Origin of the sequence: Halobacillus seohaensis (genome assembly GCF_042663045.1) — a bacterium.
GTDB lineage: Bacteria > Bacillota > Bacilli > Bacillales > Halobacillaceae > Halobacillus_A > Halobacillus_A seohaensis.
In genome coordinates, this window is sequence record NZ_JBHSZV010000045.1 from 1 (window position 1) to 26,551 (window position 26,551).

The following is a 26,551-nucleotide window of genomic DNA, read 5'->3' on the forward strand; positions in this document are numbered from 1 at the left end:
AGGTAAGAGTGATAAATGTTAGTAGTTTTTTTCAAAGTGTCCTTGACATAGGGTCCACTTTAAATTGCAAGATGTTCACGAGGCAGTTTTTTCTATTTGATGTTAACTAACCGTTTGAGATTGAGATTGAGCTGGAGTTTGTGCTTCCGCCTGAGCCTCTTTTATTAAGCAACGCCCTTTACCATGAGGAATACACATAGGTGTACCAAATAGAGGGTCTTCGCGAACATCACAATTCATTTCAAAGACGTGCTGCATTAAGTCACATGAAATGACATCTTCAGGTTTTCCTTGTGCATACACTTCTTTATCTTTTACTGCAACTATATGGTCCGCATAACGACAAGCTAAATTGATATCGTGCAATACCATAACAACGGTACGTCCATTGTCTTGGTTCAAATCAAATAACAAGTCGAGGATATCAATCTGGTGAGTCATATCCAAGTATGTTGTCGGTTCGTCTAACAACAGTAAATCAGTATTCTGTGCGAGTGTCATAGCAATCCATGCTCGTTGACGTTGACCGCCGGATAGAGAATCGACCGAACGATCTTTTAATTCCGTTAGATTTGTATCCTTTAATGCTGTATTTACCGCTTCTTCATCTTCTTGAGACCATCTTTTCGCCCAACTCTGGTAAGGATAGCGTCCTTGTTTAACTAGCTGGTAAACACTTAATCCTTCTGGAGTTGTTGGACTTTGTGGAAGAATTGCCATTTTTTTTGCGACGTCTTTTGTACGCATTTTAGATATATCCGAACTATCCAAAATGACTTCACCGGATTTAGGTTTTAATAGTCGTGCTAATGATCGTAACAATGTTGATTTTCCGCAACCATTGCCACCAATTAATACGGTTACTTTTCCTTTAGGTATTTTTATATCAAGTGAGTCGATAATAACTTGATCTCCATAACCTAATGTCAGATTGTTCGCCATCAATGACTCCATCTGCTCTCTCTCCTTTTACAAACGACCCGCGCGTCTGATGGTGTAAGTACAGTCCATTTATTTGCTTTAACGGGCTTCAAGTCCCTATTTTGGGCTTCATTTATTTTTCAGTAGTAGGGCTCAACACCCTGCTTGATGTATCTTAATAGTCTAGGTATATATTTCACTTATTGTTTATTACGCTCTCTTTATTCTAGAAGGTAAAATGGTTTGTGTCAATGACTATGAGAATCATTTTCAATAATTAATATTGATTTTTCAAAAAATATTCAATATTTACAAAGTGTTTTTCCTTTACAGGAGGTTATCTGAATTATACATTAGGACAGATTCATGGCTCCGTTGTTAGAAACAAGGAAAAGGGCTCAGGGGAACGATTCGCTTTCCGCGGACGAACGGTCAAGCCTCCTCGCTGCGCTGCGGGGTCTTGACGCGTGCGTTTTTCCGCAGGAGTCTCACCGTTCCCCTTCCCCCTTTCACCACATTGAGATGAACGGAGCCTTCACTAGTAGTAGGGGAAGAAGATTAAGGACGTAGGTATTTACCGTTAATAAAATTAAACTCAGAATAAGCCCTTTATTGCATTGATTGGATGGGACATCTGCGGAGACTCCTGCAGATGTCCCATCCAATCAACCATTCCACTTCGTGCGCGGTATATCTTGATATCGAATCTTTTAAGGGAGATTGGTGAATTATTTTTATAATGAAAGAGTTATTACTTTATTGAGCCAAAGATTGATAGGTAACCTCTTGTACAAATAAAACTCCTAATTCATGATGTTCCCCTTCATACATAGCCCTCTGAAGAAAACGATTTTCCCCACGAAAATCTTTCACTTCCACTTTAGTAAGCGCGCGATTCATCTGTAAAGCTTCATAAAACTCATGCACCGAGGTAACGGCAATTCCGTTTACGTTCACAATTAATTCTCCAGGGAGCAAGTCCATTTGATCAGCAGGACTACCCGGAATCGTTCCAAGAATTCGTACACCACGGTGATCTTCCGTGAAGTAAGGTTGATTCTTTTCCTTGCTATGATGAATAGCATAGATAATAAACCGACCTATCATTGTGACAAGCACAGCAACGAAAGCCAGTACAGGCAGGAAAAAACTACCCACGGCGATCACAAGTGATAATCCAGCAAGAGTAATCGTCTGCCTTCCTAATTGAATCGCCGCAAGTTTCGGTGATTGAGCACGCGCTATCCATTCATACCCTAGAAGAATAGGGAATAAAACTAAGCCAAAACTATTCTCTCCTATGTAAAAAAAGGGCCACCATGGAGCAAAAGGTTCGATCATACCAGCAGGAATCAGCGAAACCATTGGAATTAAAGCTAATTTTTTCACGCGGTGCTGCCCGACTTTTTTTCCGCGGTTCCCTTGAATCCGTTCAGGAAATGTTCGTCTTGAAGAGGTTTTAGTTAAAATTACTCCTTCTACTATTAACAGTATACTAAGCAGCATAGCAACACCTGGTAGTGAAATTGCTGTAAGAGCAGATGAGTAATTTTCTAAAAACGTGCCTGTAGGGATAAAGGACACTCCCCATACTAGTAAGATGCTAAAACCTAAAGTATAGGCTGGTGAGAGCCTCGTTAATTTAAATGGCAAACTAAGCAGGATTGTTACACCTGCTAATAATAGAAGGAATTCTGTGTTAAGAACCAATCCGCTTCCTATCGCAAATACGGAAACAATACTTCCCGCTATTAATGAAATTCGCCACGTACTTCGCCCTTCTGTAAATACATCATAAACCCTTGTACCAAAACTTTTGCGCTCTTGTTTCATCCGGCGCAGGGAAATAAAAAACAATAAAAGTATCGACCAATATAATAACGGCTGAGTCAATAACCTCAGCAACCCTTGCATGAATTCATTCAACCAGTTTTCCACAACATGTCTCCTCCCACTATTTTCTTAAAAAAATCCGCAGTCTGAGACTACGGATTTTAATCGAGAAATTAGCGATTCCCCGTTTATTCAAACAACACTTCTAAAGCCTTATCCATTTGACGGTCATTGTCTTCGTCTCGTGCTTCCTCGACAATAAGTTCTTGAATTCTTTCGCCTGTATCTTTATCAATCTCGCCTGTTTCGTTTAAAGAGTGATCAGATTGAAATGAAGCAACAGCAGTCTTCGTTTTTTTATTAAAATAACCATCTGTACGTCCAGGCTCATAACCTAATCCTTTAAGCATTTGCTGAACATTTTTAACCTGTTCATTATTATCATCAAGTTTTAATGTCTCCTCAATTTCAATAGGATTCGTGTAGAAGTATTCTGGCTGCTCTACTTTCACAGTAGGTTCAACTCCCTCTTCGTGAATCCAATTCCCTTCAGGAGTTAACCATTTATAGAGTGTTAATTTAATAGTACTTCCATCTCCCATGGGGATCGTTTGCTGAACGGTACCTTTACCAAAACTCTTTGTTCCTACAACATCATATCCTCCAGCTTCATTCATTGCGGCGGATAAAATCTCAGAAGCTGATGCACTTCCTTCATCTTGTAAAACTGTAATCGGATAGTCTTTCTTTTCTTTGATGTCGGAGAAGTATCGAGACTTCTCTCCTTCACTATCTTCCACCACAACATAAGGTTGTTCATCGGTTATAAATTGTTCAAGGATCTCCTGAACATCTGTAAACAAACCACCAGGATTTCCACGAACATCAATAACAAGTCCTTCTATATTTTCACTTTCCACCTCTTGTAACGCTTTCTCAAATTCTTTCGACGTTTTTTCAGAGAAGGAGGTGATTTCAATTACACCAGCTTTTTTACCATCAATCGTTTTAATATCCGTATACACGGTTTCTATCGGTATTTCATCACGAATTAGTTCAACTTCAAGTGGTTCACTCGCACCGGGACGTTCTACCGTTAAGGTAACTTTAGATCCTTTGTCTCCTCGAATTTTAAGGACAGCATCATATAAATCAAGTCCCTCGACGCTTTCTCCATCTACTTCAATTATTTGATCATTAGGTTTTAATCCAGCTTCTTCTGCAGGTGAACCTTTAATCGGGGCCACAATAGTAACTTTATCGTTGACCATGCTCACTTCGGCACCAATTCCTTGAAAAGAAGAGCCAATCGATTCATCGAATTGTTTCATCGTCTCTTTATCCATATAAACACTATACGGGTCTTCTAATGTATCAAGCATTCCTTCAATAGCCCCTTGAACTAGCTGACTATTATCAGCTTCTGTTAAAGAGTTCTCTTGAATAACACTATAAGCTTGTTCTACTTTTTCTAAATCTGTGTCACCAGCCAAGCCCTCAATAAAACTTTGCTGATCATCTTTTGATAAGTCTCCAAAGTTTTCCGTATCTTTAGTTGCATTTGCAGTTTGATTAGACTCTTCGCTCGTAGCAGTACCGAAATATTGTATGCCGACATACGACCCTGCGGCCCCTATCAGAACAGCAAGTACTGCTATAATCGCGACGTAACGTGCCTGAACATTCATCGCATTCACCCTTCTGTGTTAAATATTTCTCTGAATGATTCTATACTAGCAAAAAAGGCACTACACCGTAAAATGTGAAATGCCTTTTTTATGGAAATTATGCCATATTTTTTGGTGGCATGTCCCTAGACTTGTTAAGTATCAATTTAATATATCATTTATTTTACTCTATAAAGATCTTGAAGTATATAGTCTTTTCCATTATCTAATTACTTTCAGGCTATTATTCTAAATTATATTCACTCTCGTAAAAGATTAGAAACTATTTATTAAAAACTTCACCCAAAAGTGAATTTTTTCTGTGTGAAGAAGCACAATACAATAGAAATTTAATTAAAAGGAGAGAGAAATCATGTCTCAACAACAAGCTCAACAATCACTTCAACAAATCGCTCAACTTGCTCAACAACTTCAACAGCAGGAAGAACAAAATGCTCAACAGCTTCAACAAAGTCAACAACAACCTTCAGCTACTATGGCCTCTCAACAGCCATTAGCTCAACGCGAGCAGAATGCTGCCCAACAGTTACAGCAAATACAGCAACTCGTCCAGCAGTGCCAACAACAAATGAACCAACAATAAAATAATATCCACAAGCACCCTTTTGGAGTACCAAAACATATTTAGAAGGCAAAACAGCAACAGAATTATCGAACCCATTAATACACTAAATAACATTACCATTGTTAAAGACAAACGCTTGGATATTAAATTATCTAAGCGTTTGTCTTTATATTTTCTTATTAAACTAAATCCCCAGATTATGGAAGACCCAACTTCGAGACATTCCGGTGGTTTCCGTTACAATAGATGGCGTTTGAATTGTGTGGTACCAGGTACCACACAACGGAGCATAGGTAAGACGCATTCTCCTATTCCAGAGACTCGTTCATTTCCATGTCGAATGGGATGGCTTTGAAACGACGAGACTCCCGCGGGAGAAAGGATCTAGGCAAGACCCCACAAGGGAGTGTCAACGACCGAGGAGGATTGCCAGTTCCCCGCAGGAAAGCAAGTTGTTTCAAAGCCATCCCTATCCTTTATACGGTAACGAACCCTCATCATCTCGTAATTGTATGGTACCTGGTACCACACAATAGCATAGGTGAAGACGCATTCTCCTATTCCAGTAATTCGTTCATTTCCATGTCGAATGGGATGACTTTGAAACGACGAGACTCCCGCGGGAGAAGGATCTAGGCAAGAACCCCACAGGGAGTGTCAACGACCGAGGAGGCTTGCCAGTTCCCCGCAGGAAAGCGAGTTGTTTCAATGCCATCCCTATCCTTTATACGGTAACGAACCCCCATCATCTCGGATAAAACCTGAACTTTAACCATGATATTATCACTCGTCTAAACACAAGAATTCCAACATGAACCATATTCAACCGGTAGTTATATAATTTACGACTTATAATGAATATAACTACACTCTTTAGACAAAATAGAGATGAAAATAAAAAAGGAGAGTGAACCCATGGGGATTTTGTCTGGTAATCCTAAGAAACAACCACTTCATTATGGAGAAATTTTCGGAATGTGGTCCTATTTAGTTGCATTAAAAGGGGACTACGCAGCATTTGAAACCTATTCGAATCACTCAGGAGACAGAGAACTGAAACAACTTCTTGGAGAATTGACTCAAGGTATTAAACAAGAAACAGAGGGTATTGAAGAAATTCTTAAAAGCAATGGTATTGCTTTACCTCCTACGCCTCCTGAGCGCTCTCTGGCTGACTTAGAAGAGATTCCTGTAGGTGCAAGATTTAACGATCCTGAGATTAGCGCCATGGTTTCAGCAAAGATTGCCGCTGGTCTTGTGGCTTGCAGCAGTATAATTGGTCAGAGTATTCGTGAAGATGTTGCGATGTTATTTGGTCAGTACCATATGAATAAAGCTCAAGTCGCTGCTAAAGCGTTGAGATTAAATAAAGAAAAAGGTTGGTTAGTTGTCCCTCCTCTTCATACTAAAGTACCGAACCAAAGCTAATAGCTTTATATGAGATGTGTGGGTTTAGAACCCTCACATCTTTTTATTTGATATAGAACGATAATGCTGATACTTGTCCAATTAATCTCCGAAAAAATGTTAAGAACATAATCAGGTTCCGTCGTTAGAAACAGAGAAAGGTCCTAGGGGAACTGGTTCGCTTTTCGTGTACGTACGGGCTCAATCCATTTCTCTCGACCAAAGTCCATCGTCTTTACTAACTGAGTTTTTTTACAACAATCAACATTAACGTTTAACATTGCCTATTACAAATTAAAGGAAACTTGCCCAAGAAGGCCCCTAACTACTTTAGAGGTCTTCTACATTGATTAAGTTTATTTATTTTCATCTTCAGCTTCCTCTTCTCTATCATAAGGAAAAATCTCTTCAGATGCTTCTGTACTTAAATTCATCGCACCTGATTTCATCTCTCTCGGTTCACTACTTATATTAGAAGCAACATACTTGTGAAAAAAGTACTCAAAAATCGCCACACCTACTGAAGTTATTAAAGTTGCTGTAAATAATTCTCCACCTGCTGTAAGCGCGTCACTCATAAAGTAAATAACTACAAAAGCAAGGACAAAGTCTGAGCCCGTCGCAATGGTGTTATTAGTTCGTGGTAAGATCATTAAATCTCCAACGACATAAGACAACACACCTAACACCAACGTAATTAAAAAGACATTGCCAAATGACATACCATAACCTAGCCCCAGGATGACAAACAAAAGAGCCAAACAAAGTACAAACTTAACAGCCATTAACTTAACATGTTTCAAAATAGACACCTCCTTTTCCCTTATATCTTTTGTTAAGTTGACACACATATACCTCTTATAAAGTTTATTTAATTGGCTGTATTTGCTTTACTGGAATCTGTTTGAATATAATGCATGACTAAAAAAAGCAAAAGAACGCCAATACCACCTGCAACGATATAACTGATATTCAAATAATCTTTCATAACGATTGACATACCAGGAGGCCCAAATGCTACACCAACAAACCGGGATGAACTGTAAAAGGAGGTGATTGTTCCTCGCTCTTCTTTTTCAATTCCCTCGGTTATCATCGCGTCTAATATCGGAAGAACCGCTCCAATTGCCAGACCAAGCACACTTGTTACCACTAATAAAAATAGTAAATTCCCACTTGTATATCCAACAAAAACAATACTTGCTGAAGTCATGATTAAGCTTATGATTAACAATTTTTTCATTGTCGCTAACTCACCCTTAATCTTCCGCCCCGTTACATAAGAGGATACGCAAAGTCCAAAAAGCGGAATCGCTAGTACAAAGCCTTTTTTAACCCCTTTTAGGTCATGTACTTTTTCAAGAATGTCTGACAGGAAAAATAAAACCCCAAATAATAAGAGCATTAAATAAACCCCTACGAGAAACACAATGTAGATCCATCTCCCCTCTTTTTTGAAGATGTCCTTCGTCTTTTTTACAAACTGTTTAAATTTCGGAGGATCCTCTTTTTTCTTAGGAACCTTAATAAAAAAGAATACGAGAACGATCGATATTAAACTGAAAACCGATATAGAAAAGAACGGCAGGAACCATAAAAAAGCAGCAAACATCGCTCCGAGTATAGGACTTAATACCTTCCCAAAGGTGTTTGATGTTTCGATAATACCTAAGCACGAACTTGTTTTTTCATCATCATCCTTATAAAGATCACCCACTAAAGGCAAAATGATAGGCGTTGCTCCGGCCGCTCCTATCCCTTGTAATACGCGACCAATCATGATCCACATAAAGGGATCGTCTAGTTTCCAAGAAGCAAAACCAGCAATAAGTCCTCCAATAAAAGCTAAAACTAAACTCGGCAAAATGACTATTTTTCTTCCATAACGGTCGGATAAGTATCCAGCTACAGGAATGAGGAAAATAGCAGCCAGTGAGTAACTGGTTATAATCATGCTGGATTGAAAGGAAGAAATGCCTACCTTTTTCTCAAAAATCGGAAGTACAGGTATAAGCATTGAATTTCCCAATGTCATTACAAGAGGAATCGATGCCATACTCACAATGCACCATTTGCTAACTTGTTGTTCCGTCGTTTCACTCGCCATTTCTACACCTCACTCGTTTTCTACCTTTGTATAATTCCAAGTCTTCCCCTTAATTATTCAACATTCTGTTATAACAGAAGCAATTGAGAAAGGGTTTCGCACTTAAATTAGTTTGTACAAATGAGGTGAAATTCAATCGACAAATTCAAATGATTTAATTAATGTCATAATTCCCTATATTTATGAATGAACAGAAAGCATACATCACGAAAGAAATGATGGGAATATTAATAAAACAAGTATATAAAGGAGTTTCGCTATGCCAATTTTTGAACTAATTGTGCGGCTCGCTATCGCATTCCTCACCTTACTACTGCTAACTAGGCTCATGGGTAGGAAAGAACTCGCTCAAATGACATTCTTTAATTTCATTTCGGGAATTGCCATCGGTTCCATTGGTGCTTCCCTTGCTTTAAATTCAACAGTAAGTATACGTAATGGAATAATTGCTCTGATTCTATGGAGTTTTTTCACGATAGCTATGGGGTTTATTGACATTAATTCTAAAAGTGCTCGGAAAGCGATTGAAGGTCAACCAAGGATTTTAATTAAAAACGGAGAGATTATGGAGAGTGAACTCCGTGAAGTTCGACTAGACTTAGATGCGTTAACAGCTTTATTAAGAGAGAAGAATGCTTTTTCGATTTCTGAAGTTGACTACGCTATTTTCGAAACAAGCGGTAAACTTTCCGTACTAAAGAAAGAACTTAATCAACCCGTAACAAAAAGTGATATGAATATCCAACCTTCTGTTACTAATTTTTCACCTGTATCAACTGGGGTAATCTTTGATGGGATTATAAATACTGCAAATTTGAAAAAGTTACATTTGGACAAGCAGTGGCTCCAACAACAACTAGAAGTATCAGGATTTGAGTCTGTCTCTAACGTGTTTTATGCGGAAGTACAAAAAAACGGAACATTATATATTGACCCAAAAAAAGCTAAACAATAAATCTGAAGAGGAGGTGATTTAAATGGCGAAAAAAAATCAAAAATATACGGATTTCTCGAATGCTGAAACTCAAAATAACTTTCTAACATCGGAAGAATTTCCTGAAGGACCATTCGGAGCAGCGAAAGGGAAAAGTGTACCCGTAGAAAATAAAGATACTCCTTGGAAAGATGGACAACAATATTATAGTGCTTTTGCTTATGAAAACCGTAACCTTCACCAAAATTTACCACGGCAGTATCCTGGAGCCCATCCGACACATGATGATAAAAGTGAAACGAGTGAAGACCCTTACAATACTTCGCCTAATGATAATAATAGTCAAATGGAATAAAAAAAGCACACCCAGTCAATTCCCTTTAGACTGGGTGTGCTTTTTTGTTTTACTAGGGGCAGCTCTAAGATGGTTCTAAATTTCATAATCGTATTCCCCTCGCGACTCATCCCGCACAATTAGACCATCTTCAATGGCAATGACTCGTCTACGAAGAGTATTAACAATTCCCTTGTTGTGAGTAGCCATAAGTATCGTGGTACCCTTTTCATTAATTTCTTCGAGAATATGCATAATCTCCCACGATGTATCTGGATCCAAGTTCCCTGTCGGTTCATCAGCAATAAGCAGTTTAGGATGGTTTACAATAGCTCTAGCAATTGAAACTCGCTGTTGCTCTCCGCCAGAAAGCTCATCTGGAATAAATCGTGCTTTATTTTTTAAACGAACTTGATCCAACACATCCATCACACGACGTCGAATTTTGTCTGGACTTTCTTCTATAACTTCTAAAGCGAATGCAACGTTTTCATAAACGGTTAGTTTTGGAAGTAAACGGAAATCCTGATAGACCACACCTATATTTCGACGCAAATAAGGAATGTTACGTTCTTTTATTGTCATTAAATCATAATCATTGACCATAATTGATCCTTCTGAAGCTTTTTCTTCTCGAAACATTAACTTCGTAAACGTTGACTTACCAGCTCCGCTTGTACCTACAACGTATACAAATTCCCCTTGTTCAATATATACATCTATGCCATTTAAAGCTGTCACACCATTGGGGTAAGTCTTATAAACGCCCTTCATTTCTATCATATAGTGATCACCTTACTTTTTTTGTTGTATTCATTTATTTTTACCATTGTCTAATAATGTCTTAAGTTCATATTTAGTATAACATTTTCATTATAGTTTTTAAGAGATAAAATTATTACATTTATGTTTCAGGGTGTTCCATTGATAGATAACATTCGACATTTTTCGACCCCATCGCAAATGTGGGTGTATTTTCCACTCCACCGACTCTTTTTAAACGTTAGAAGCAAGATTTATGTAACCGCTCAATAACAGGTGAAAGTCGCACAGAGCATGTCCTATGGAATTAAGGATTTTGAACGATTAAAAAAGAAATTACTGTGGCGACAGGGACAAGAGGTTAAAAGGCTCTAGTTTAAATGAACTTGGGATAGATCATGAAACAGAGAAAATATGCGAGACCTCGTAGCCGGTTTTACTAGGAGGCTGGGGCGTTCATATAGTAGAAACTTTCATTTCTAATTAGTATAGAGCCCATTTTTTTATTCTAATTATTTTCAAAAACATAAAAATGCCCAACTGAGCAATCAGTCGGGCATACTACAATTTAATTATTTCATAGTACTAAGCCAATCACCTAAAAGTTGTGCATCTGCTTCCTCTACATTCTGGGCTGGCATATCGCCTTTTCCTTCATGTATAATCTTAGCGATTTCTTCAGAAGAGTAATTTGCACCGACATCAGTAAGTGCCGGGCCTACGTTACCTCCCATATCGCCACCGTGACAGCTTGCACAGCTTTGTTCATATACTTCTTCGGCTGCAGCGACATCGACGTCAGCAGTTTCTTCATCATTGTTATTTCCTTCTTCATTAGCCGTGTCGCCATTGTCTCCACCGCCGCCGTCTCCTGTTTCATCGTCTCCGCCGCCTCCACAGGCACCAAGTACTAGAATCATTCCCATTAAAATTACCCATAACGTTTTTTTCACTAGACATCCCTCAAATCATTGAATTTTTATACACCTAGTATAACCTAACTAACTCGTTTTAAATCCCTCGCCAAGTACCTCAGTTGCATTCATAGCAACGACAAACGCCCCATGGTCAATAGTCTTTACCGTTTGTGTCAATTTAATGAATTCATTTTGCTGAACTACACACATAATTACTTGCCTTTCACGCTCGGTATAGCCACCAGATCCTTGTAGCACGGTGACACCTCTGTCAATTTCATTTAAAATGGCTGTTCGAACCTCTTCTACATTCTCTGTAATTATCATTACGTTTTTAGATGTGTTTAAACCAACTTGTACAAAATCAATCGTTCGACTCGTAGCAAACAAGCCGATCAAGGCATATAATCCTTCTTCCACGGAAAATACGAGAGCTGAAGTAAGAACGATCATCCCGTCCAGCAATGCAACACTAACACCAAGCGGAAGATGTGTGAATTTATGTAAAACCTGTGCCGCTAGATCAATGCCTCCAGTAGATGCACGCCCTCTAAATACAATTCCGAGTCCAAGTCCAACACCCATTCCTCCAAAAATGGCTCCAAGTAAAGGAGTTGATGTTGCAGGGTCTAAATCATTGGTTAACAATACAAATAAAGGCAGTACAACAGTTCCAACAAACGATTTTATGCCAAAGTTTTTTCCAAGGATCACTAAACCTATAATAAAGAGTGGGACATTAAGGATAGCTTGTACAATCCCTGGTTCCCAATTGAATACACCTTTCGTAATCGTACTAATTCCCGCTACTCCCCCAGAAGCTATATTATTCGGAAGTAAAAATACATTAAAAGCTAAAGCCACAAAAAACGATCCCAGAATGACGAGACCATATTCGATCATATGTCTCAATACTGGGGGCATTGGTTCTCGGCGATATTTTTTTGCCATCATCATAAGCGAATTCCTCCTGTGCCGCAAAGTACCGTTAGGAGTATAACACTAGGGGGAAAAGCTGTAAACGAGACTCTAATAACGCATTAACACGCTAAAGTTAGTTTTTTCCACTTGATTCTTTTGCTAACAAGTTTTGTATCACCTCGAGGACATCCTCACGCATATCTTCACGCTGTAGTGCCATAGAGATCGTCGTTTCGATAAAACCTAATTGATCACCAACATCATAACGGTCTCCCTCAAATTCATAACCGTAAACCGTCTGAGTCTTATTCAGACCTTCAATCGCATCCGTTAACTGAATTTCTCCCCCTGCTCCGACTGCTTGGTTATCTAGTATGTCCATTATTTCTGGTGTTAAAATATAACGCCCGATAATAGCGAGATTGGATGGGGCTTGGACTTGTTTTGGTTTTTCAACAAAGTGGTCCACTTGGTAGCGCCGCCCCTGTTGATTAGTAGGTGAGATGATACCATAACGGGATGTTTTATCTTCTGGACTTGTTAAATGCCAGTAATTGATGATTGTGTTTCCTGATTCTGGTCAATATCGTCACCTGGAAGCACACAAATGGTTCATTGCCAATAAATTTTTACGGGCACACCAATCTCTTGTTCCAGCCCTTTTGGCTCTTTCTTAATGAATATCAACAGAACCCGATTGTTTCACTTTGATAGCAAGAGTGTGTTTGTTTAAGAGTAAAGGCGATTATTCTGTCTTTTTTTCTTAATTGAGCCGATCAAGTGGGTTATTAAGCCAAAACGAAAACCCCCTCACTCAACAAAGAGAAAGGGAGTTTCTAGTAAAAAATTACTCATCCATTTTTAATCGTAAAAACGCATTGATGAACTTGTCGAGCGAACCATCCATAACAGCTTGGGAATTCCCAGTTTCAACATTTGTACGGTGATCTTTCACCATGGAGTATGGGTGGAAAACATAGGAGCGAATTTGACTGCCCCAGCCTATTTCTTTTTGTTCCCCGCGAATATCATCAATTTCAGCTTGTTGACGTTCAATCTCTAGTTGATAGAGCTTAGATTTCAACATCTTCATGGCCTGCTCGCGGTTTTTGATCTGGGAACGCTCAGATTGACAGGTTACGACTGTTTTGGTTGGCAGGTGGGTCATACGGACAGCGGAATCTGTAGTGTTTACGTGCTGTCCTCCCGCACCACTGGAACGGTACGTGTCGATTTTCAAATCTTCGGTTCGTACATCAATATCGACTTCATCATTAAATTCTGGCATGACTTCACAAGATGAAAAGGATGTATGACGACGTCCTGAAGAATCAAATGGAGAAATTCGCACGAGACGGTGTACCCCTTTTTCAGCTTTTAAATAGCCATAGGCATTATGACCTTTGATCATTAAAGTTACGCTTTTAACTCCAGCTTCGTCACCTGGAAGATAATCCAATGTCGACACCGAAAAACCTTTCTTTTCTGCCCAGCGCGTATACATTCTAAGCAGCATGCTTGCCCAGTCTTGTGACTCTGTTCCTCCAGCTCCAGGGTGGAGTTCAAGAATGGCGTTATTTTTATCATAAGGTTCACTGAGTAAAATATTGAGTTCAAATTGATTCAAGTCTTCAAGAAGTGTGCCCACTTGTTCTTCAAGTTCAGCTCGAAGATCCTCATCCTCTTCTTCTTTCACGAGTTCGTAACTAACCTCAAGGTTTTCGTGGTATTCCTCGTGCTCCTCAAGTTTATGAACAAGATTTTTTAACCCGTTCATTTCATTAATCACTTTTTGAGCAGTATCCTGATTATCCCAAAAGCCCGGTTCTGTCATTTCTTCTTCTAACTCTGCAATTCGGGTCTTCTTTTGATCGGCGTCAAAGAGACCCCCTGAAGTCCGCTAAACGTTTAGCTGTATTATCTAATTCATGACGAATGTCTGCCATATCCATATTCCATCACTCCTATTAAAATTCATAACCATAACAGAAGGGAGACACTCTCTTTTTTGAGAGTGCCTCATCTGTTCATTACCCGTGACAGTTTTTATATTTCTTCCCGCTGCCACAAGGACATGGTTCATTTCGTCCGACCGCATCCTTTTTCACATATGGTCTTTTTTTCTTGCTTTCTTTACTTTCTTTATTCTCGTCGCCACCGGAAACAGCTTTCGCTCCTTGTGCGACTTCCTCACGCTGGAGATTATTGCGAATTTGTGCTTTCATGACGTATTTCGCCACTTCTTGGTCAATTGTCTGAACCATGTTTTCAAACATTCCGTATCCTTCGAACTGATATTCACGAAGCGGGTCATTTTGGCCATAGGCACGTAAATGTATTCCCTGACGTAGTTGGTCCATTTGATCGATGTGATCCATCCATTTCTGGTCAACTGTGCGGAGAACGATTACCTTCTCAAATTCCCGCATTTGTTCCTCAGACATTTCCGCCTCTTTTTCGTCATAGCGTTCTTTTACTTTTTGTAAAATTAGCTCTTCCATTTCCTGAGGATCTTTACCATTTAAATCTTCAACAGTGACATCACCTTCAAGAAGCAAGTTGCCACGAAGGTATTCGACAATGGAATCTAGCTCCGACTTTGATTCTCCATCTTCCTCTTCTGAAGTATGAGCTTGGATTGTATTATGAACTGTACGCTCGATCATTTGTTCAATAATATCGCGCAGGTTGTCCGCCGTTAATACATCGTAACGCTGCTGATAGATGACTTCACGCTGCTGACGTAATACATCATCATAGGAAAGAATCGTTTTACGAGCATCAAAGTTATTTCCTTCAACCCGTTTTTGTGCGGATTCAACGGCACGAGAGATCATTTTACTTTCAATCGGCTGTGAATCATCCATACCAAGACGTTCCATCATGTTACGCATATTATCAGAGGCGAAGCGACGCATCAATTCATCATCTGTAGCCAAATAAAATTGTGACATACCAGGATCTCCTTGACGTCCGGAACGACCGCGGAGCTGGTTATCAATCCGACGCGACTCGTGACGTTCGGTACCAATTACAGCAAGACCGCCTCGTTCTCGTACGCCATCACCTAGTTTAATATCTGTACCACGACCGGCCATGTTGGTCGCAATAGTGATCGCGCCTTTTTGACCAGCATTTTCGATGATGTCCGCTTCACGAAAGTGGTTTTTAGCGTTCAAAACATTATGAGGAACATTTGCTTTATTCAAGTAACGAGAAATAATTTCAGAAGTATCTACCGCTACCGTACCCACTAACACAGGCTGTCCATTTTCATAACGTTCTTTAATGTCTTCCACTACCGCACGGAATTTCCCATCCATCGTTTTATAAACGAGGTCGGCTTTATCATCACGAATGATTTCCTGATTGGTAGGGATAGAAACAACGCGCATATTATAAATATTCAAGAACTCTTCTTCTTCCGTCTTAGCTGTACCAGTCATCCCCGATAGTTTTTCATACATACGGAATAAGTTTTGGAAGGTAATCGAAGCAAGGGTCATGCTTTCATTTTGAATTTCCAAGCCTTCCTTCGCCTCAATCGCCTGGTGTAAACCATCACTATAACGACGGCCCTTCATAAGACGACCGGTAAATTGGTCAACGATAACGACGCCATCTTCATCCACTACATAGTCAGAATCACGATGCATCGTTGTATGAGCTTTTAATGCCTGATTAATATGATGAATTAATGAAACATTAGAAAGGTCATACAAGTTCTCAATTTTGAAATATTTCTCCGCTTTGTTAATGCCTTCTTCTGTGAGCTGAACGTTCTTCGTTTTTTCATCATAGGTATATTCATCATCAAGCGCTAGTAAGCGAACAAAAGAGTTAGCTGATTGGTATAAATCGGCGGACTTAGAGGCCGTACCTGAAATGATCAAAGGCGTACGGGCTTCATCAATTAAGATAGAGTCTACCTCATCAATAATAGCAAAGTGCAACGGGCGCTGTACCATTTGTTCCTTATATAGCACCATATTATCACGTAAATAATCGAAACCAAATTCATTATTTGTTCCGTAAGTGATATCTGCCAAGTAAGCTTCACGTTTTTCCTCTTTAGACATAGAGTTTAAGTTCAACCCTACCGTTAGACCAAGAAATTCATAAAGTTTACCCATCTCTGTAGCGTCACGACTAGCCAAGTAATCGTTCACGGTAATAATGTGAACACCTTTTCCCGTAATCGCATTGAGATAGGCCGGCATGGTGGAAGCTAGTGTTTTACCTTCCCCTGTTTTCATTTCAGCTATATTTCCTTCATGCAAAGCAATAGCACCAAGGATTTGAACTGTAAAAGGACGCATATCGAATACACGTTTTGAAGCCTCACGAACAACAGCATAGGCCTCGATTAACATGTCATCCAGTTTTTCACCTTTTTCGTAACGTGCTTTAAATTCATCCGTCTTTTGACGTAGGTCATCATCCGTTAGCTTAGCTATATCATCCTCAAAAGCATCGACTTTTTCAGCTAATTTTCCTAAGCTTTTAAGTTGGCGAGAATTGTCATCACCAAATATTTTCTTCAGCGTTCCAAGCATTGCAACCGCTCCTCTTTAAATACCTATCTATCGGTTGAATTGTTTTAATCCACTACTAATAATAACACTAAGAATAGCGGGATGACAATTATTCCATAACCATGCAAAAGCATATTAAAATATATAAAAAAAACGAATAAGCAACCCGGGGATGAGCTGCTTATTCGATGGAGGCGATTAAGGGGATAATGAAGTGGCCAAACGGGGCTGCTGCTCGCAAACTAGTTGGTGTTCCATGTTTAACTGTCGCTGATCGACGTCATAAATCCGACGATTCGCTACACCAATCAGCTCCACAAGCTGAGCAATCGTCTCTTCCTGTTGCTTCAATCTGGAATAAAGATGAAGACAGTCAGAGCACGTGTAAGTATCTTTCATGATTTCGCCTCCCATGTAGGAATCTTGCTACTTATTTATACCATGGGGATCATGATGAAGGGAAAGCAGGATTTTAGAAGTATCGATCAGCCATCATATGGAAAAATCTTGTTTTATAGTAGTGAAAATTCAAATTCTATATAGCTAGATTTAGTAAGGCTGGGTGTTTGATAGTTTTTGTAGAAAAAAGGCAACCCTTGTAGCAGGGTTGCCTTTTGGATTCGTTCTATTACGTTTCAATTAAGCCGTAACGGCCATCTCTTCTTTTATAGACAATATTAGTTTCATCAGTATATGCATTAGTGAAAACGTAAAACGCGTGACCTAGCATATCCATTTGTAGCGCTGCTTCTTCACTATCCATTGGTTTCAAGTCAAAACGCTTCGTTTTAACAATTTTAACTTCAGATTCATCTTCTTCTTCCAGTCGCTGCTCTTCAGCTTCTCTTTCAAGTTCAGCAAACACATACTTAGGAGCACTGTCTTGACGTGATCTCCGATTTACTTTTGTTTTGTACTTGCGGATTTGTCGTTCTAGCTTATCCACCACAAGGTCGATGGCAGCATATAAATCAGTATTGTGTTCCTCTGCGCGAAGAAGCAAGTTCTTCATCGGGATTGTTACCTCAATTTTCTGCTCATCATTATAGACACTTAAGTTTACGTGTACATCAGAAGATGGCGGTGTTTCAAAATAGCGTTCTAATTTGCCTATCTTTTTCTCCACATACTCTTTTATGGGATCCGTCACCTCTAAGTTTTCGCCACGAATATTGTAATTTAACATTTTCAAGTGTCCTCCTTTCATCCTTATGTACTTATATTCTACCATACCCTTGCTCATTCCTGTATAAACTTTTCTGAATTTTTTAAATTAAATAGCGAGAAATGTCAGATTTGGTTGAATTATCGTTGAACATGAAGGAAATAACTAATTTATGGAGGGAATACAGAAAACATTGGTAGAAATATTTCAAATGCTGGTAGAAAAAACAATAGAGGAGTTTCTATCTTTATAGCGAATTATATAAATCATAGACTCATTAAAAAGGAATGATCCATTGAAAAAACTTCCCCTGCAACTTTAAACTACCAAGCAATCCTACGTAGATTCCCTCCTCACCACCCAACATATCATTCAGCAGAAAGTGATTTCAAAAAATTCATGGCTGGCTATAATGGCGAACAATCTCTGTTATTCCATACCAACCTTCTAGCTTCAGCAGAGGTTCATATCCTCAACGATATCCGCCTGCAAACCCCACATTATATCACCCAATTGGATACCCTCATTCTAACTCCTACATTTGCGCTTATTATTGAAACGAAAAATTTCGCGGGTCAGCTTTATTTTGACCATACATTTAAACAAGTGAAACGAACGCTGAATGGCAAAGTGGAAAATTTCATGGATCCAACGGTACAAGTTGACTTGCAACGAGATTCACTCAAACAGTGGATTCTTCACGATGATCTCCCTACCGATTATCCGATAGAGACCTTAGTCGTCATCAGCAACCCCTCCACTTTAATTGAAGCATCCAAATTTAATTATGATGTTCGCAAACGGGTGATTCATGCCCATATGCTTCGAACGAAATTCCAAGAGCTACAATTGAAGTACACAAATCATTTTTTATCAAATGGACAATAAGATCAACTACAACAAATATTATCCAACAATCATATTCCGAAAAATCCTGACCTCCTAAAGAAGTACCATATTGGTAAGGAGGAAGTTATAAAAGGTGTACAGTGTCCCCACTGTCAGTCTTTTAATATGCGTCGCAGTTATGGAATGTGGCGCTGTTACTCCAACCCAACTCACACATCTAAAGACGCCCACATTATGGCCCTCCATGATTACTCCCTTCTTTTGAATCCTTCGATTACGAATAGAGAATTTCGTGAATTCACGCGCCTATCCTCAGCATCTACTGCCAATAAACTGTTAACTAATTTGGATTTACCCAGGGTAGGGCACACGAAAGGAACATCTTATTGTTTAGTAAACGAGAAAAATGAGCCCTTCCTTTAATATGGATGGGGCTCATTTTTTCTACCATTATTTATGATTATTCCACCACTTTATTCGTAATTCCTCCAAATTTTTAAATAATTCAACCATCTTCTATAATAATCCCACCAAACCCCTTGCACGGTTCACATTCCCCATGTATAATCATAGACTAAAGCTAATACCAACTACGTTGATAGGAATTATCGACTTGTGAAGGAGGGATTGCGATGTTCCTTAACATAGCCGACGTCGGAAAGGCGTTTGAAGATAAGGATAGCGGAACATTTGAAGTCTTTTCAAATATCGATCTATCTATTGATAAGCAAGAGTTTGTATCCTTATTAGGCCCTTCCGGCTGCGGAAAATCTACATTATTATCGATGATTGCAGGACTCGAGAATGCGACTTCTGGCTCGATGACTCTTGAAGAACAGGAAATTAAAAAGGCCGGACCTGATCGTGGCATGGTCTTTCAGCAGCCTTCATTATTCCCGTGGCTGAACGTCCGTGATAATGTCACTTTTCCACTCAAGTCATCGATGGGCAAAAAAGATGCTGAAGAACGAGCTGATCACTTTTTAAAAATGGTTCACTTGAGTCGCTTTAAGAAGCATTATACCTACGAACTGTCTGGCGGGATGCAGCAGCGTGTTGCGATTGCGCGTGCCTTAGCGATGGATCCTAAAGTGCTGCTTATGGATGAACCGTTTGGTGCCTTGGATGAACAAACGCGCCACATTCTCCACGATGAATTAATTAAAATATGGCAAGAGACTCAGAAGACGATTTTATTTGTCACTCACAGCATTCAAGAGGCAATTAAATTATCGGATCGAATTGTCGTAATGGGAACTCGTCCAGGTCGGATCATCGCTGATATGAAAGTTGATATTCCTAGACCGCGAACGAGATCAAACCCACAATTCATTGAGCTTGAGGATAAAGTAATGAACTTACTCAAGGTTGAAATAAATAAAGTTTTAAAGGAAGAATTAAACGATGACATTGAATATTCTCATTAAACGTATCCTATTTCTCGTTGTCGTGATTGGAATATGGCAACTCATTTTCAGTGCTGGAGTTTTAGAGGAAATCATCTTTCCTTCTCCCGCTAGCGTAGCTAGTGCACTATATACTGGATTTACTACAGGCGACTTTGTCGGAGCGCTCGGTGCGAGTTTCAAGCATTTATTCATTGGTTTATCTATGGCTATCGCATTTGGCACAATTATTGGGGTTATCCTCGGAAAATCAAAGCAAGCGGATGAAACGGCAGGCATGTATTTAATCGCCATGCAAAGTATTCCAAGTATCGTTTGGGTACCACTGGCTATTATGTTGTTTGGTTTTTCCGAAACAGCCGTTATTTTCGTTGTCGTATTAGGTGGTACGTTCGTTATGGCATTAAACGTCCGGACCGCCATTCAAAGTGTGCCTCCACATTTTATCCGGGCAGCTCGAACGATGGGAACAAATGGCATTCCGTTATTTTTCAAAGTAGAAGTACCTTCAAGTGTTCCTTATTTTATGTCAGGGTTACGATTAGCATGGGCCTTTAGTTGGCGCGCATTAATGGCCGGGGAATTGCTTAGTAATGGACCTGGACTGGGTTATTCATTAGCGTACGCTCAGGACTATGCGCGAATGGATCAAGTGGTCAGCATTATCGTGATTATTGGTGTCATTGGAGCATTTGTCGATCAACTTGTGTTTTCTAAACTTGAGAAAAATGTAAGAAAACGCTGGGGACTATCTTAAATAAAGAAAGGGAGAGATCATATGAAAAAATTATTATCCATAGTTAGTTTAGTTGTATTATCAGGAATTCTTGCCGCTTGCGGTTCAGAATCAGGAGCAAGTAGCGGTTCAGGTTCTGATGAAGTTACCATCGGCTATTTCCCAAACATTAACCACGTAGCAGGAATGGTTGCCGAAGAACAAAATCTCTATGAAGAAACACTGCCAGACGGAACAGAAGTGAATTATCAATACTTCCCAGACGGTTCTGCTTTCATGACAGCGATCGAAACGGGTGAAATTCAAGGCGGAATCGTTGGACCAGGACCGGCGATGAACCACTTCACAAGTGGCGCAGATGTAAATATCGTAGCTGCCGGTTCAACAGGTGGTACAGTGATCATGGCACGTAAAGGCGCAGACATTGAAGCACCTGAAGATATCGCAGGCAAAACGTTCATCACTCCTCGTGTAGGATGTACACATGACATTCAATTTGAAACAATGATGCAAGAAGAATTTGGAATCACATCAGATCGTATTGATGGCGAAATGAAACACGTTACTGGAAAACCAGCGACATACAGCAGCATGTTTGAATCAGGAAATGTAGACGTAGCAGCGGTTCCTGAGCCATGGGCTTCTTCTATCGAAAGTGAAGGAACAGGCGAAGTACTCGTACAAAACTCTAACGTTTCCTTCAATGACAAGTTACCAGCAGCTGTATTCGTTACATCTCAAGATCTAAAAGATGAAGATCCAGGTCTCGTACAAAACTTAGTGGACGCTCATATACAAGCAACTGACTTCATTAACGAAAACCCAGATGAATCAAAAGAGATTGCCATTAACAAAATCAAAGATATTACCGATCAAGAATTATCAGCAGAAGTTGTTGATAACGCGTGGGACCGTATCGACTTCACATATGAAGTGAATGAAGAAATCCTTCAATTATTCGCTAACTCTTCTTATGAACTACAGTTCTTAGAAGAAAAACCAAACCTTGAAGGATTGGTTGATACGACGTTTATTGAACAATAAAAAATCACATGAAATCCTCTCTATTCTATAGAGGGGATTTCTAATGAAGAAAAAAACCTCCCAATCAAGGGAAGTAGAGAAACATACGAAATAGCATACTAATTAGCAGACCAAATCGAATATGATTTGGTCTTTTATTTTCCCCTTATATATCAATGGTTATGGGATAATAACGCTTGATTTATTATATAAAATCGCAACCCACAATAGCATAATGACAATAGCTACAGAACGGGATTGTTGAAGACTCGATTCCGAGATCATGGGGTTCGTTACCGTATAAAGGATAGGGGTGGCTTTGAAACAACTCGCTTTCCTGCGGGGGAACTGGCAAGCCTCCTCGGTCGTTGTCACTCCCTGTGGGGTCTTGCCTAACTCCTTCTCGAGGCCACTGAAAAAGTCCTTTTCTATTAATAATGATTTTTTTTGAAAAACACTATCCCAAAATCACGTTGTTTTTCCTGTGAAAGTGGAGTATTAAGTCCAATTTACCCCTAATTTATAAGCCGAAAGTGGGGATGGAATTTTCAGGGATTTGATTTTCTTAAAATTTACCGACTTTTTCAGTGGCCTCACTCCTTCTCCCGCGGGAGTCTCGTCGTTTCAAAGCCACCCCATTCGACATGGAGTGAACGAACCCCCCCTCCATAGGAGAATGCGTCTTACCTACGCTATAGAATAAAGCCTCACCCAACACGATTCTTCTGTTCTCCTCACGAAACCAAGAAAGTCCGGGTAATTGCGCATATCCGTCAAGCTAACATATGAGTAATGCTAAGGAAGAGTTATTACTCATATAGTTTCAATATTTTCACAATAATGAACGTACCTTAACATTCGGAGTCAATAGTTCCAGGCTTAAGAGAATCCATGATTTGATAGGATATAGCGCTACATAAATGGTGTAAGCTATTCTTTCCAACGGAGTCTTTTAACAGTGTACAGAGACTCAAGAACATTTCAGGCTTGAATTTACTAAAGTTTTTCAAAAGGCCGATTTTTTTTAGCTGTTTGTTGTCTTACAGAATACCGACCAAATGTTTCATAAATAGCTTGAGCCATAGACGATATGTGTTTCTTTTGATTCATAAAATCGTCCTTCCCTAGAAATTTCTTCAGCGAAGGATTACGAAAATGTTTGGCTTATCTTGACGGGTATACATCATTCCCCGCCCCCCCTGTCAAAAGTAAAAGTACAGAAAATCTTAGAAGTCAGCACGTAGCCATTGATGTAACAGCATATTTATCCTCTGTTTTCATTATGGAGAGATTCGGGTCCGTTCGTAAAAATACAGGGGGCAAGGAAAACAGGAAGAATGCGTCTTACTATGCAATAAAATAACGTAAAGCCTCACCCAACACGATTTTTCCGTTCTCCTCATGAAAGGCAAGAAGGTCCGGGAAATTGCGAGACTCCTGTGGGATGAACATGATCGGTGAGATCCCGCAAGGCGTAGCCTGAGGAAACTCACCTCATGCCCACGGAAAGCGAGTGATTTCCCGGACCTTCAAACGCCATCTTTTGTAACGGAAACCACCGGAATGTGAAGTTGAGTCCTTCATAATCTGGGGCTATAGTTTAACAAGAAAATAACCAAAAAGAACGCTTGGGCATTAAAATCCAAGCGTTCTTTTTGGTTATTTTCACTGTTATTTATGGTACTAAACATAGTGTGTTTTAGTATGTTATTTCAGATGTTCTCCACGGTATCGGAACTGCTTACAATCAAGAGAAGACTTCCTTTTAATGGGCAATATAAGGAATAATTGTAGCTTGCATCTTTGATTTCCAGTTTTCATAACTCGGAATAAGCTGTTGACTTAATACTTCAACTTTCACATCGGTAGGTTTTGTTTCCGCCCATTTTTCAAAAGTCAGAACAACTTCATGAAATTCTTCAAGTAACGTTTGAAAAAATTCCTGATCATTCATATACTCAACAATATAACTATGTGATTGATTAATTTTTTCGAAGGCAAGAACGGTATCTTTAAACACTTGCTTAGGACGAGACTTTGTTTCATCTGCCCCATCTAAGTATTGAAAAGCCTCACTTACACCCACTAAATCCTGCATGTATTCATACATCATATGGTACTGGTCAACGGTTAGTTTCGAATGTCCCATTATTTTTTCCGGTCCATAAACATACCATCATAACTCGCTACGCTTTGATAGGGATTGGTGTAGCGTTGATTACTAGACTTCTGCTTTCTCATATTACGAAGTTCTCCTTTGAGCCCGTCAAAAAGAAATTCAAGCTTCTGATTAATGTCGAGATCTAATTCCATCACTCGTTGAACCGTTGATTTTTCACTCTCTGTTTCTGGTTGAGGAAGCTGATTTATTAAGTCAGAACGCTGATCAAGTAATTGTTGAACATCAACTATAACTTGTTCACGATTATCGTCAGTTACTTTTTGGTTCACTTTTTGTGATAAACGTTCCGTTATAGATAAAAATTGTTGCCAAATCTCCATTATGCCGTTCCACCTGTGCCATACTGGGCTTTTCTAGATTGTAAAAGAACTTGCTTCCACGTATCACGAAACTCTGTCACAAGTACTTCGACTTCATCGAGAATTTCAGAGTCGTTTTGGATATTCGCTTCCATTAAACGGCGATTCATATAATCATATAAAGGTAACACATCATTAGCTACCGCATAATCTTGATTCATCGTCACCATAAGCTCACGAATAATCGCTTGCGCCTTTTGAATCTTTGTATTTTTTTGTTCTATATCTTTTTGATCCATCGCCTTCTTACCTGCACGAATAAATTTAATGCATCCATTATAGAGCATTAACGTTAGCTCTCCAGGAGAAGCCGTTTCTACTGAATTATTTTGATAGGCTTGAATAGACATCTAAACAAACACTCCTTCTATTATTACATCATACCGCCAGAAAAGTTTTGCTGGATAAACGCAGATTGCGAGTTCATTTCTTGGATTGCACTTTCCATCGCACCGAATTCGGACCAATAGCGGTCTTCGATCATAGTGAGTCGATCTTGAAAATCGACCATACGTTGATTCACATCAACTAACTCTTCTCCTAACGTAAAACTTTGACTTGTACTAAATTCCTTGCCTGCCTTACGTTCAATAGATTCTCTCGTATTCGATAGTGTATCCTCTATTTTACGAATAATGCCCTTACTTTCCCCTTCACCATCATTGGCAAAAAGTTTTTTTACAGAATTACCATCTTCACTTAAAGCTGTCCGTAACTTATCTTCATCTATTTCTAATTTTCCACGATCACGATAATTAGAAGACGGATCAATACCAATTTGGGAAAGTTGATTAAAAGCCCCGTCATTTTCGACGTTACTATACCAGCTCGTTCTCATTTGAGAAAGAGCACCTGATATAACTGAATCGCCTTGTAACAATCCTTTTCGTGCTTCTGCTTCCCATTTTTCAATTTCGTCTTCATTCATGGCATCTTTTTGGTCATCGGTTAACGGTGGATAATCTCGGTTCTTTCTCTCATTCAGCTTTTCGCCAAGGCCTTCGATGATTTCGTTGTATTTATCAACGAATCCCGTGATTTTTTCTACCCCGCCATCGATGTTGTTTGTGACGTTGATGGTAGATGTTCCTTCTTCATGAAAGGTGAGGTCTAAACCGTTGATGGAGTAAGTATTATCATGAGAGGTGATTTCAAAGTCACCGTCATTATAGGAGAATATCGAATCTGCTCCAACTTGTTCCGCAGTTTGACTAAGACCTAGGGTATCCGTAAGAAAATCGGCGTCGGCACCAAACTCAATGTCATGACCATCAGAATTAAAATGTCCAGTATCCTCTCGTTCAATCATGACTTTATCAGCGCCTTTATCATAAAAAGCACGCAGACCTAAATCAGAATCATTGATGTTTTTCAATACATCGTTCAAAGAGTCTCCAGCTTCAATTGAGAATGTGTTTGAAGTGGGACCCTCCTCCCCATATGTTGTAATTGTAAAATCCCCATTATTAAAATTACCCGCAAAGTTATCTTGTTGTGAGTCTAAAGAAGCGTCAGGGTCAAATTCCTTCCCTGTTTCTGTAATAGAGTTCTGAGTAAAGTTGTACGCCGCTGAAGCTAATTGGGTAACGTCTACAGTGTATTGACCTTCCCCAGCAGTAGAACTAGCATTAGCACTTACCGCAGAACTAGAAGAAGAAGTTTCTTTAGATTGATAAGTACGATCAAGTTTCATATCAAGAGCCAAATTATCAAGTTCGAGAAACTGCTTATTCACATCACGATACTCGTCACGCTGCCACTCTAACCGAGTCTTTTCTTGTTCCATCTTATTCAAAGGCATGCGTTCAGCTTCCATTAAGTCTTTCACGATACCATCAATGTCCATCCCGGACGCTAAGCCACCAATTCGCATATCACTCATATGATCACCTCTTATATTTTGTCGT

Annotated in this window: 25 protein-coding genes and 1 pseudogene; 8 read left to right on the forward strand and 18 right to left on the reverse strand. The window is 39.4% G+C overall.

The annotated features are described in order from the left end of the window. Positions 1–102: 102 nt before the first annotated feature. The 3 genes from ACFQIC_RS16115 to ACFQIC_RS16125 form a co-directional block, all read right to left on the reverse strand. Complete coding sequence (locus ACFQIC_RS16115; RefSeq protein ID WP_204712022.1) at positions 103–954, reverse strand: ABC transporter ATP-binding protein; 852 nt, start codon at positions 952–954, stop codon at positions 103–105. 723 nt (positions 955–1,677) lie between these two features. After that, positions 1,678–2,859 carry a PDZ domain-containing protein gene (locus ACFQIC_RS16120; RefSeq protein ID WP_204712024.1) on the reverse strand — a complete coding sequence of 394 codons (1,182 nt, stop codon included), beginning with the start codon at positions 2,857–2,859 and terminating at the stop codon, positions 1,678–1,680. Between the two features lie 83 nt (positions 2,860–2,942). Next, positions 2,943–4,442: a S41 family peptidase gene (locus tag ACFQIC_RS16125; RefSeq protein ID WP_204712026.1), complete on the reverse strand. Its 1,500-nt coding sequence runs from the start codon at positions 4,440–4,442 to the stop codon at positions 2,943–2,945. A 352-nt stretch (positions 4,443–4,794) separates the two neighbouring features. On the opposite strand from ACFQIC_RS16125, the gene ACFQIC_RS16130 reads away from it, so the two are divergent. Together ACFQIC_RS16130 and ACFQIC_RS16135 are read left to right on the forward strand one after the other, a co-directional pair. Continuing rightward, positions 4,795–5,025, forward strand: coding sequence for a hypothetical protein (locus ACFQIC_RS16130; protein WP_204712028.1), 231 nt, complete (start codon positions 4,795–4,797; stop codon positions 5,023–5,025). Between the two features lie 897 nt (positions 5,026–5,922). Next, the gene (locus ACFQIC_RS16135) at positions 5,923–6,435 is read left to right on the forward strand and encodes a DUF3231 family protein (RefSeq protein ID WP_204712030.1); all 513 of its coding nucleotides are present in this window, start codon (positions 5,923–5,925) and stop codon (positions 6,433–6,435) included. A gap of 335 nt (positions 6,436–6,770) precedes the next feature. On the opposite strand, the gene ACFQIC_RS16140 is transcribed toward ACFQIC_RS16135, so the two are convergent. Together ACFQIC_RS16140 and ACFQIC_RS16145 are read right to left on the reverse strand one after the other, a co-directional pair. Then, positions 6,771–7,217, reverse strand: coding sequence for a YndM family protein (locus ACFQIC_RS16140; RefSeq protein ID WP_204712032.1), 447 nt, complete (start codon positions 7,215–7,217; stop codon positions 6,771–6,773). 68 nt (positions 7,218–7,285) lie between these two features. Beyond that, positions 7,286–8,521, reverse strand: a complete 1,236-nt coding sequence (locus tag ACFQIC_RS16145) for an MFS transporter (RefSeq protein WP_390217421.1) — start codon at positions 8,519–8,521, stop codon at positions 7,286–7,288. A 259-nt stretch (positions 8,522–8,780) separates the two neighbouring features. Here ACFQIC_RS16145 and ACFQIC_RS16150 point away from each other — a divergent pair, with 259 nt between their 5' ends. Further along, a complete protein-coding gene (locus ACFQIC_RS16150; protein WP_204712034.1) occupies positions 8,781–9,476 on the forward strand; it encodes a YetF domain-containing protein in 696 nt (231 codons plus the stop codon). Between the two features lie 22 nt (positions 9,477–9,498). After that, positions 9,499–9,810, forward strand: a complete 312-nt coding sequence (locus ACFQIC_RS16155) for a hypothetical protein (protein WP_204712036.1) — start codon at positions 9,499–9,501, stop codon at positions 9,808–9,810. A 75-nt stretch (positions 9,811–9,885) separates the two neighbouring features. Here the strand turns inward: ACFQIC_RS16155 and ftsE are convergent, their stop codons facing one another. The 8 genes from ftsE to hpf form a co-directional block, all read right to left on the reverse strand. Further along, entirely contained in the window at positions 9,886–10,572 is a 687-nt protein-coding gene (gene ftsE, locus ACFQIC_RS16160; RefSeq protein WP_204712038.1) for a cell division ATP-binding protein FtsE, read from the reverse strand. Positions 10,573–11,123: 551 nt separating this feature from the next. Then, a complete protein-coding gene (cccB, locus tag ACFQIC_RS16165) occupies positions 11,124–11,504 on the reverse strand; it encodes a cytochrome c551 (RefSeq protein ID WP_204712040.1) in 381 nt (126 codons plus the stop codon). Between the two features lie 48 nt (positions 11,505–11,552). Then, positions 11,553–12,392 carry a YitT family protein gene (locus tag ACFQIC_RS16170; protein WP_390217428.1) on the reverse strand — a complete coding sequence of 280 codons (840 nt, stop codon included), beginning with the start codon at positions 12,390–12,392 and terminating at the stop codon, positions 11,553–11,555. Between the two features lie 130 nt (positions 12,393–12,522). Next, positions 12,523–12,951 carry a sugar phosphate nucleotidyltransferase gene (locus ACFQIC_RS16175; RefSeq protein WP_390217430.1) on the reverse strand — a complete coding sequence of 143 codons (429 nt, stop codon included), beginning with the start codon at positions 12,949–12,951 and terminating at the stop codon, positions 12,523–12,525. 285 nt (positions 12,952–13,236) lie between these two features. Next, positions 13,237–14,341 (reverse strand): peptide chain release factor 2 gene (gene prfB, locus ACFQIC_RS16180; protein ID WP_204712042.1). Its coding sequence is split into 2 segments (ribosomal slippage): positions 13,237–14,268 and positions 14,270–14,341, totalling 1,104 coding nucleotides; the frame shifts between segments, so codons are not numbered across the junction. A 78-nt stretch (positions 14,342–14,419) separates the two neighbouring features. Continuing rightward, complete coding sequence (gene secA, locus ACFQIC_RS16185) at positions 14,420–16,945, reverse strand: preprotein translocase subunit SecA (RefSeq protein ID WP_204712044.1); 2,526 nt, start codon at positions 16,943–16,945, stop codon at positions 14,420–14,422. A gap of 177 nt (positions 16,946–17,122) precedes the next feature. Next, positions 17,123–17,323, reverse strand: coding sequence for a hypothetical protein (locus ACFQIC_RS16190; RefSeq protein WP_204712046.1), 201 nt, complete (start codon positions 17,321–17,323; stop codon positions 17,123–17,125). Positions 17,324–17,552: 229 nt separating this feature from the next. After that, entirely contained in the window at positions 17,553–18,110 is a 558-nt protein-coding gene (hpf, locus tag ACFQIC_RS16195; RefSeq protein WP_204712048.1) for a ribosome hibernation-promoting factor, HPF/YfiA family, read from the reverse strand. Between the two features lie 378 nt (positions 18,111–18,488). On the opposite strand from hpf, the gene ACFQIC_RS16200 reads away from it, so the two are divergent. From ACFQIC_RS16200 to ACFQIC_RS16215, 4 genes are all read left to right on the forward strand, one after another. Next, positions 18,489–18,977 carry a nuclease-related domain-containing protein gene (locus ACFQIC_RS16200; RefSeq protein WP_204712050.1) on the forward strand — a complete coding sequence of 163 codons (489 nt, stop codon included), beginning with the start codon at positions 18,489–18,491 and terminating at the stop codon, positions 18,975–18,977. Positions 18,978–19,570: 593 nt separating this feature from the next. Next, positions 19,571–20,365: an ABC transporter ATP-binding protein gene (locus ACFQIC_RS16205; protein ID WP_204712052.1), complete on the forward strand. Its 795-nt coding sequence runs from the start codon at positions 19,571–19,573 to the stop codon at positions 20,363–20,365. Continuing rightward, the gene (locus tag ACFQIC_RS16210) at positions 20,343–21,101 is read left to right on the forward strand and encodes an ABC transporter permease (RefSeq protein ID WP_204712054.1); all 759 of its coding nucleotides are present in this window, start codon (positions 20,343–20,345) and stop codon (positions 21,099–21,101) included. The genes ACFQIC_RS16205 and ACFQIC_RS16210 overlap by 23 nt, the downstream gene beginning before the upstream one ends. 21 nt (positions 21,102–21,122) lie before the next feature. Further along, positions 21,123–22,124, forward strand: coding sequence for an aliphatic sulfonate ABC transporter substrate-binding protein (locus ACFQIC_RS16215; protein WP_204712056.1), 1,002 nt, complete (start codon positions 21,123–21,125; stop codon positions 22,122–22,124). An 875-nt stretch (positions 22,125–22,999) separates the two neighbouring features. Here ACFQIC_RS16215 and ACFQIC_RS16220 read toward each other — a convergent pair. From ACFQIC_RS16220 to ACFQIC_RS16240, 5 genes and pseudogenes are all read right to left on the reverse strand, one after another. After that, positions 23,000–23,213: pseudogene (locus ACFQIC_RS16220) on the reverse strand (IS4-like element ISHaha1 family transposase); the annotation flags it as partial. A 655-nt stretch (positions 23,214–23,868) separates the two neighbouring features. Then, the gene (locus tag ACFQIC_RS16225; protein WP_204712058.1) at positions 23,869–24,252 is read right to left on the reverse strand and encodes a DUF8042 domain-containing protein; all 384 of its coding nucleotides are present in this window, start codon (positions 24,250–24,252) and stop codon (positions 23,869–23,871) included. Then, positions 24,252–24,605, reverse strand: a complete 354-nt coding sequence (gene fliT, locus ACFQIC_RS16230) for a flagellar protein FliT (RefSeq protein ID WP_204712060.1) — start codon at positions 24,603–24,605, stop codon at positions 24,252–24,254. Before fliT ends, ACFQIC_RS16225 begins: the two co-directional genes overlap by 1 nt. Continuing rightward, positions 24,605–24,994: a flagellar export chaperone FliS gene (gene fliS / locus ACFQIC_RS16235; protein WP_204712062.1), complete on the reverse strand. Its 390-nt coding sequence runs from the start codon at positions 24,992–24,994 to the stop codon at positions 24,605–24,607. The genes fliT and fliS overlap by 1 nt, the downstream gene beginning before the upstream one ends. 23 nt (positions 24,995–25,017) lie before the next feature. Further along, positions 25,018–26,551 (reverse strand): flagellar hook-associated protein 2 (locus ACFQIC_RS16240; RefSeq protein WP_390217426.1); only part of this gene is annotated, 1,534 nt, incomplete at its 5' end.

Bases quoted from the DNA above. Each gene is read 5' to 3' on its own strand.
- ACFQIC_RS16115 (WP_204712022.1), bottom strand. From the start codon at position 954: ATGGAGTCATTGATGGCGAACAATCTGACATTAGGTTATGGAGATCAA.
- ACFQIC_RS16125 (WP_204712026.1), bottom strand. From the start codon at position 4,442: ATGAATGTTCAGGCACGTTACGTCGCGATTATAGCAGTACTTGCTGTT.
- ACFQIC_RS16130 (WP_204712028.1), top strand. From the start codon at position 4,795: ATGTCTCAACAACAAGCTCAACAATCACTTCAACAAATCGCTCAACTT.
- ACFQIC_RS16135 (WP_204712030.1), top strand. From the start codon at position 5,923: ATGGGGATTTTGTCTGGTAATCCTAAGAAACAACCACTTCATTATGGA.
- ACFQIC_RS16145 (WP_390217421.1), bottom strand. From the start codon at position 8,521: ATGGCGAGTGAAACGACGGAACAACAAGTTAGCAAATGGTGCATTGTG.
- ACFQIC_RS16150 (WP_204712034.1), top strand. From the start codon at position 8,781: ATGCCAATTTTTGAACTAATTGTGCGGCTCGCTATCGCATTCCTCACC.
- ACFQIC_RS16155 (WP_204712036.1), top strand. From the start codon at position 9,499: ATGGCGAAAAAAAATCAAAAATATACGGATTTCTCGAATGCTGAAACT.
- ftsE (WP_204712038.1), bottom strand. From the start codon at position 10,572: ATGATAGAAATGAAGGGCGTTTATAAGACTTACCCCAATGGTGTGACA.
- ACFQIC_RS16170 (WP_390217428.1), bottom strand. From the start codon at position 12,392: ATGCCCCCAGTATTGAGACATATGATCGAATATGGTCTCGTCATTCTG.
- secA (WP_204712044.1), bottom strand. From the start codon at position 16,945: ATGCTTGGAACGCTGAAGAAAATATTTGGTGATGACAATTCTCGCCAA.
- ACFQIC_RS16190 (WP_204712046.1), bottom strand. From the start codon at position 17,323: ATGAAAGATACTTACACGTGCTCTGACTGTCTTCATCTTTATTCCAGA.
- hpf (WP_204712048.1), bottom strand. From the start codon at position 18,110: ATGTTAAATTACAATATTCGTGGCGAAAACTTAGAGGTGACGGATCCC.
- ACFQIC_RS16200 (WP_204712050.1), top strand. From the start codon at position 18,489: ATGGCTGGCTATAATGGCGAACAATCTCTGTTATTCCATACCAACCTT.
- ACFQIC_RS16205 (WP_204712052.1), top strand. From the start codon at position 19,571: ATGTTCCTTAACATAGCCGACGTCGGAAAGGCGTTTGAAGATAAGGAT.
- ACFQIC_RS16210 (WP_204712054.1), top strand. From the start codon at position 20,343: ATGACATTGAATATTCTCATTAAACGTATCCTATTTCTCGTTGTCGTG.
- ACFQIC_RS16215 (WP_204712056.1), top strand. From the start codon at position 21,123: ATGAAAAAATTATTATCCATAGTTAGTTTAGTTGTATTATCAGGAATT.
- ACFQIC_RS16225 (WP_204712058.1), bottom strand. From the start codon at position 24,252: ATGGGACATTCGAAACTAACCGTTGACCAGTACCATATGATGTATGAA.
- fliT (WP_204712060.1), bottom strand. From the start codon at position 24,605: ATGGAGATTTGGCAACAATTTTTATCTATAACGGAACGTTTATCACAA.
- fliS (WP_204712062.1), bottom strand. From the start codon at position 24,994: ATGTCTATTCAAGCCTATCAAAATAATTCAGTAGAAACGGCTTCTCCT.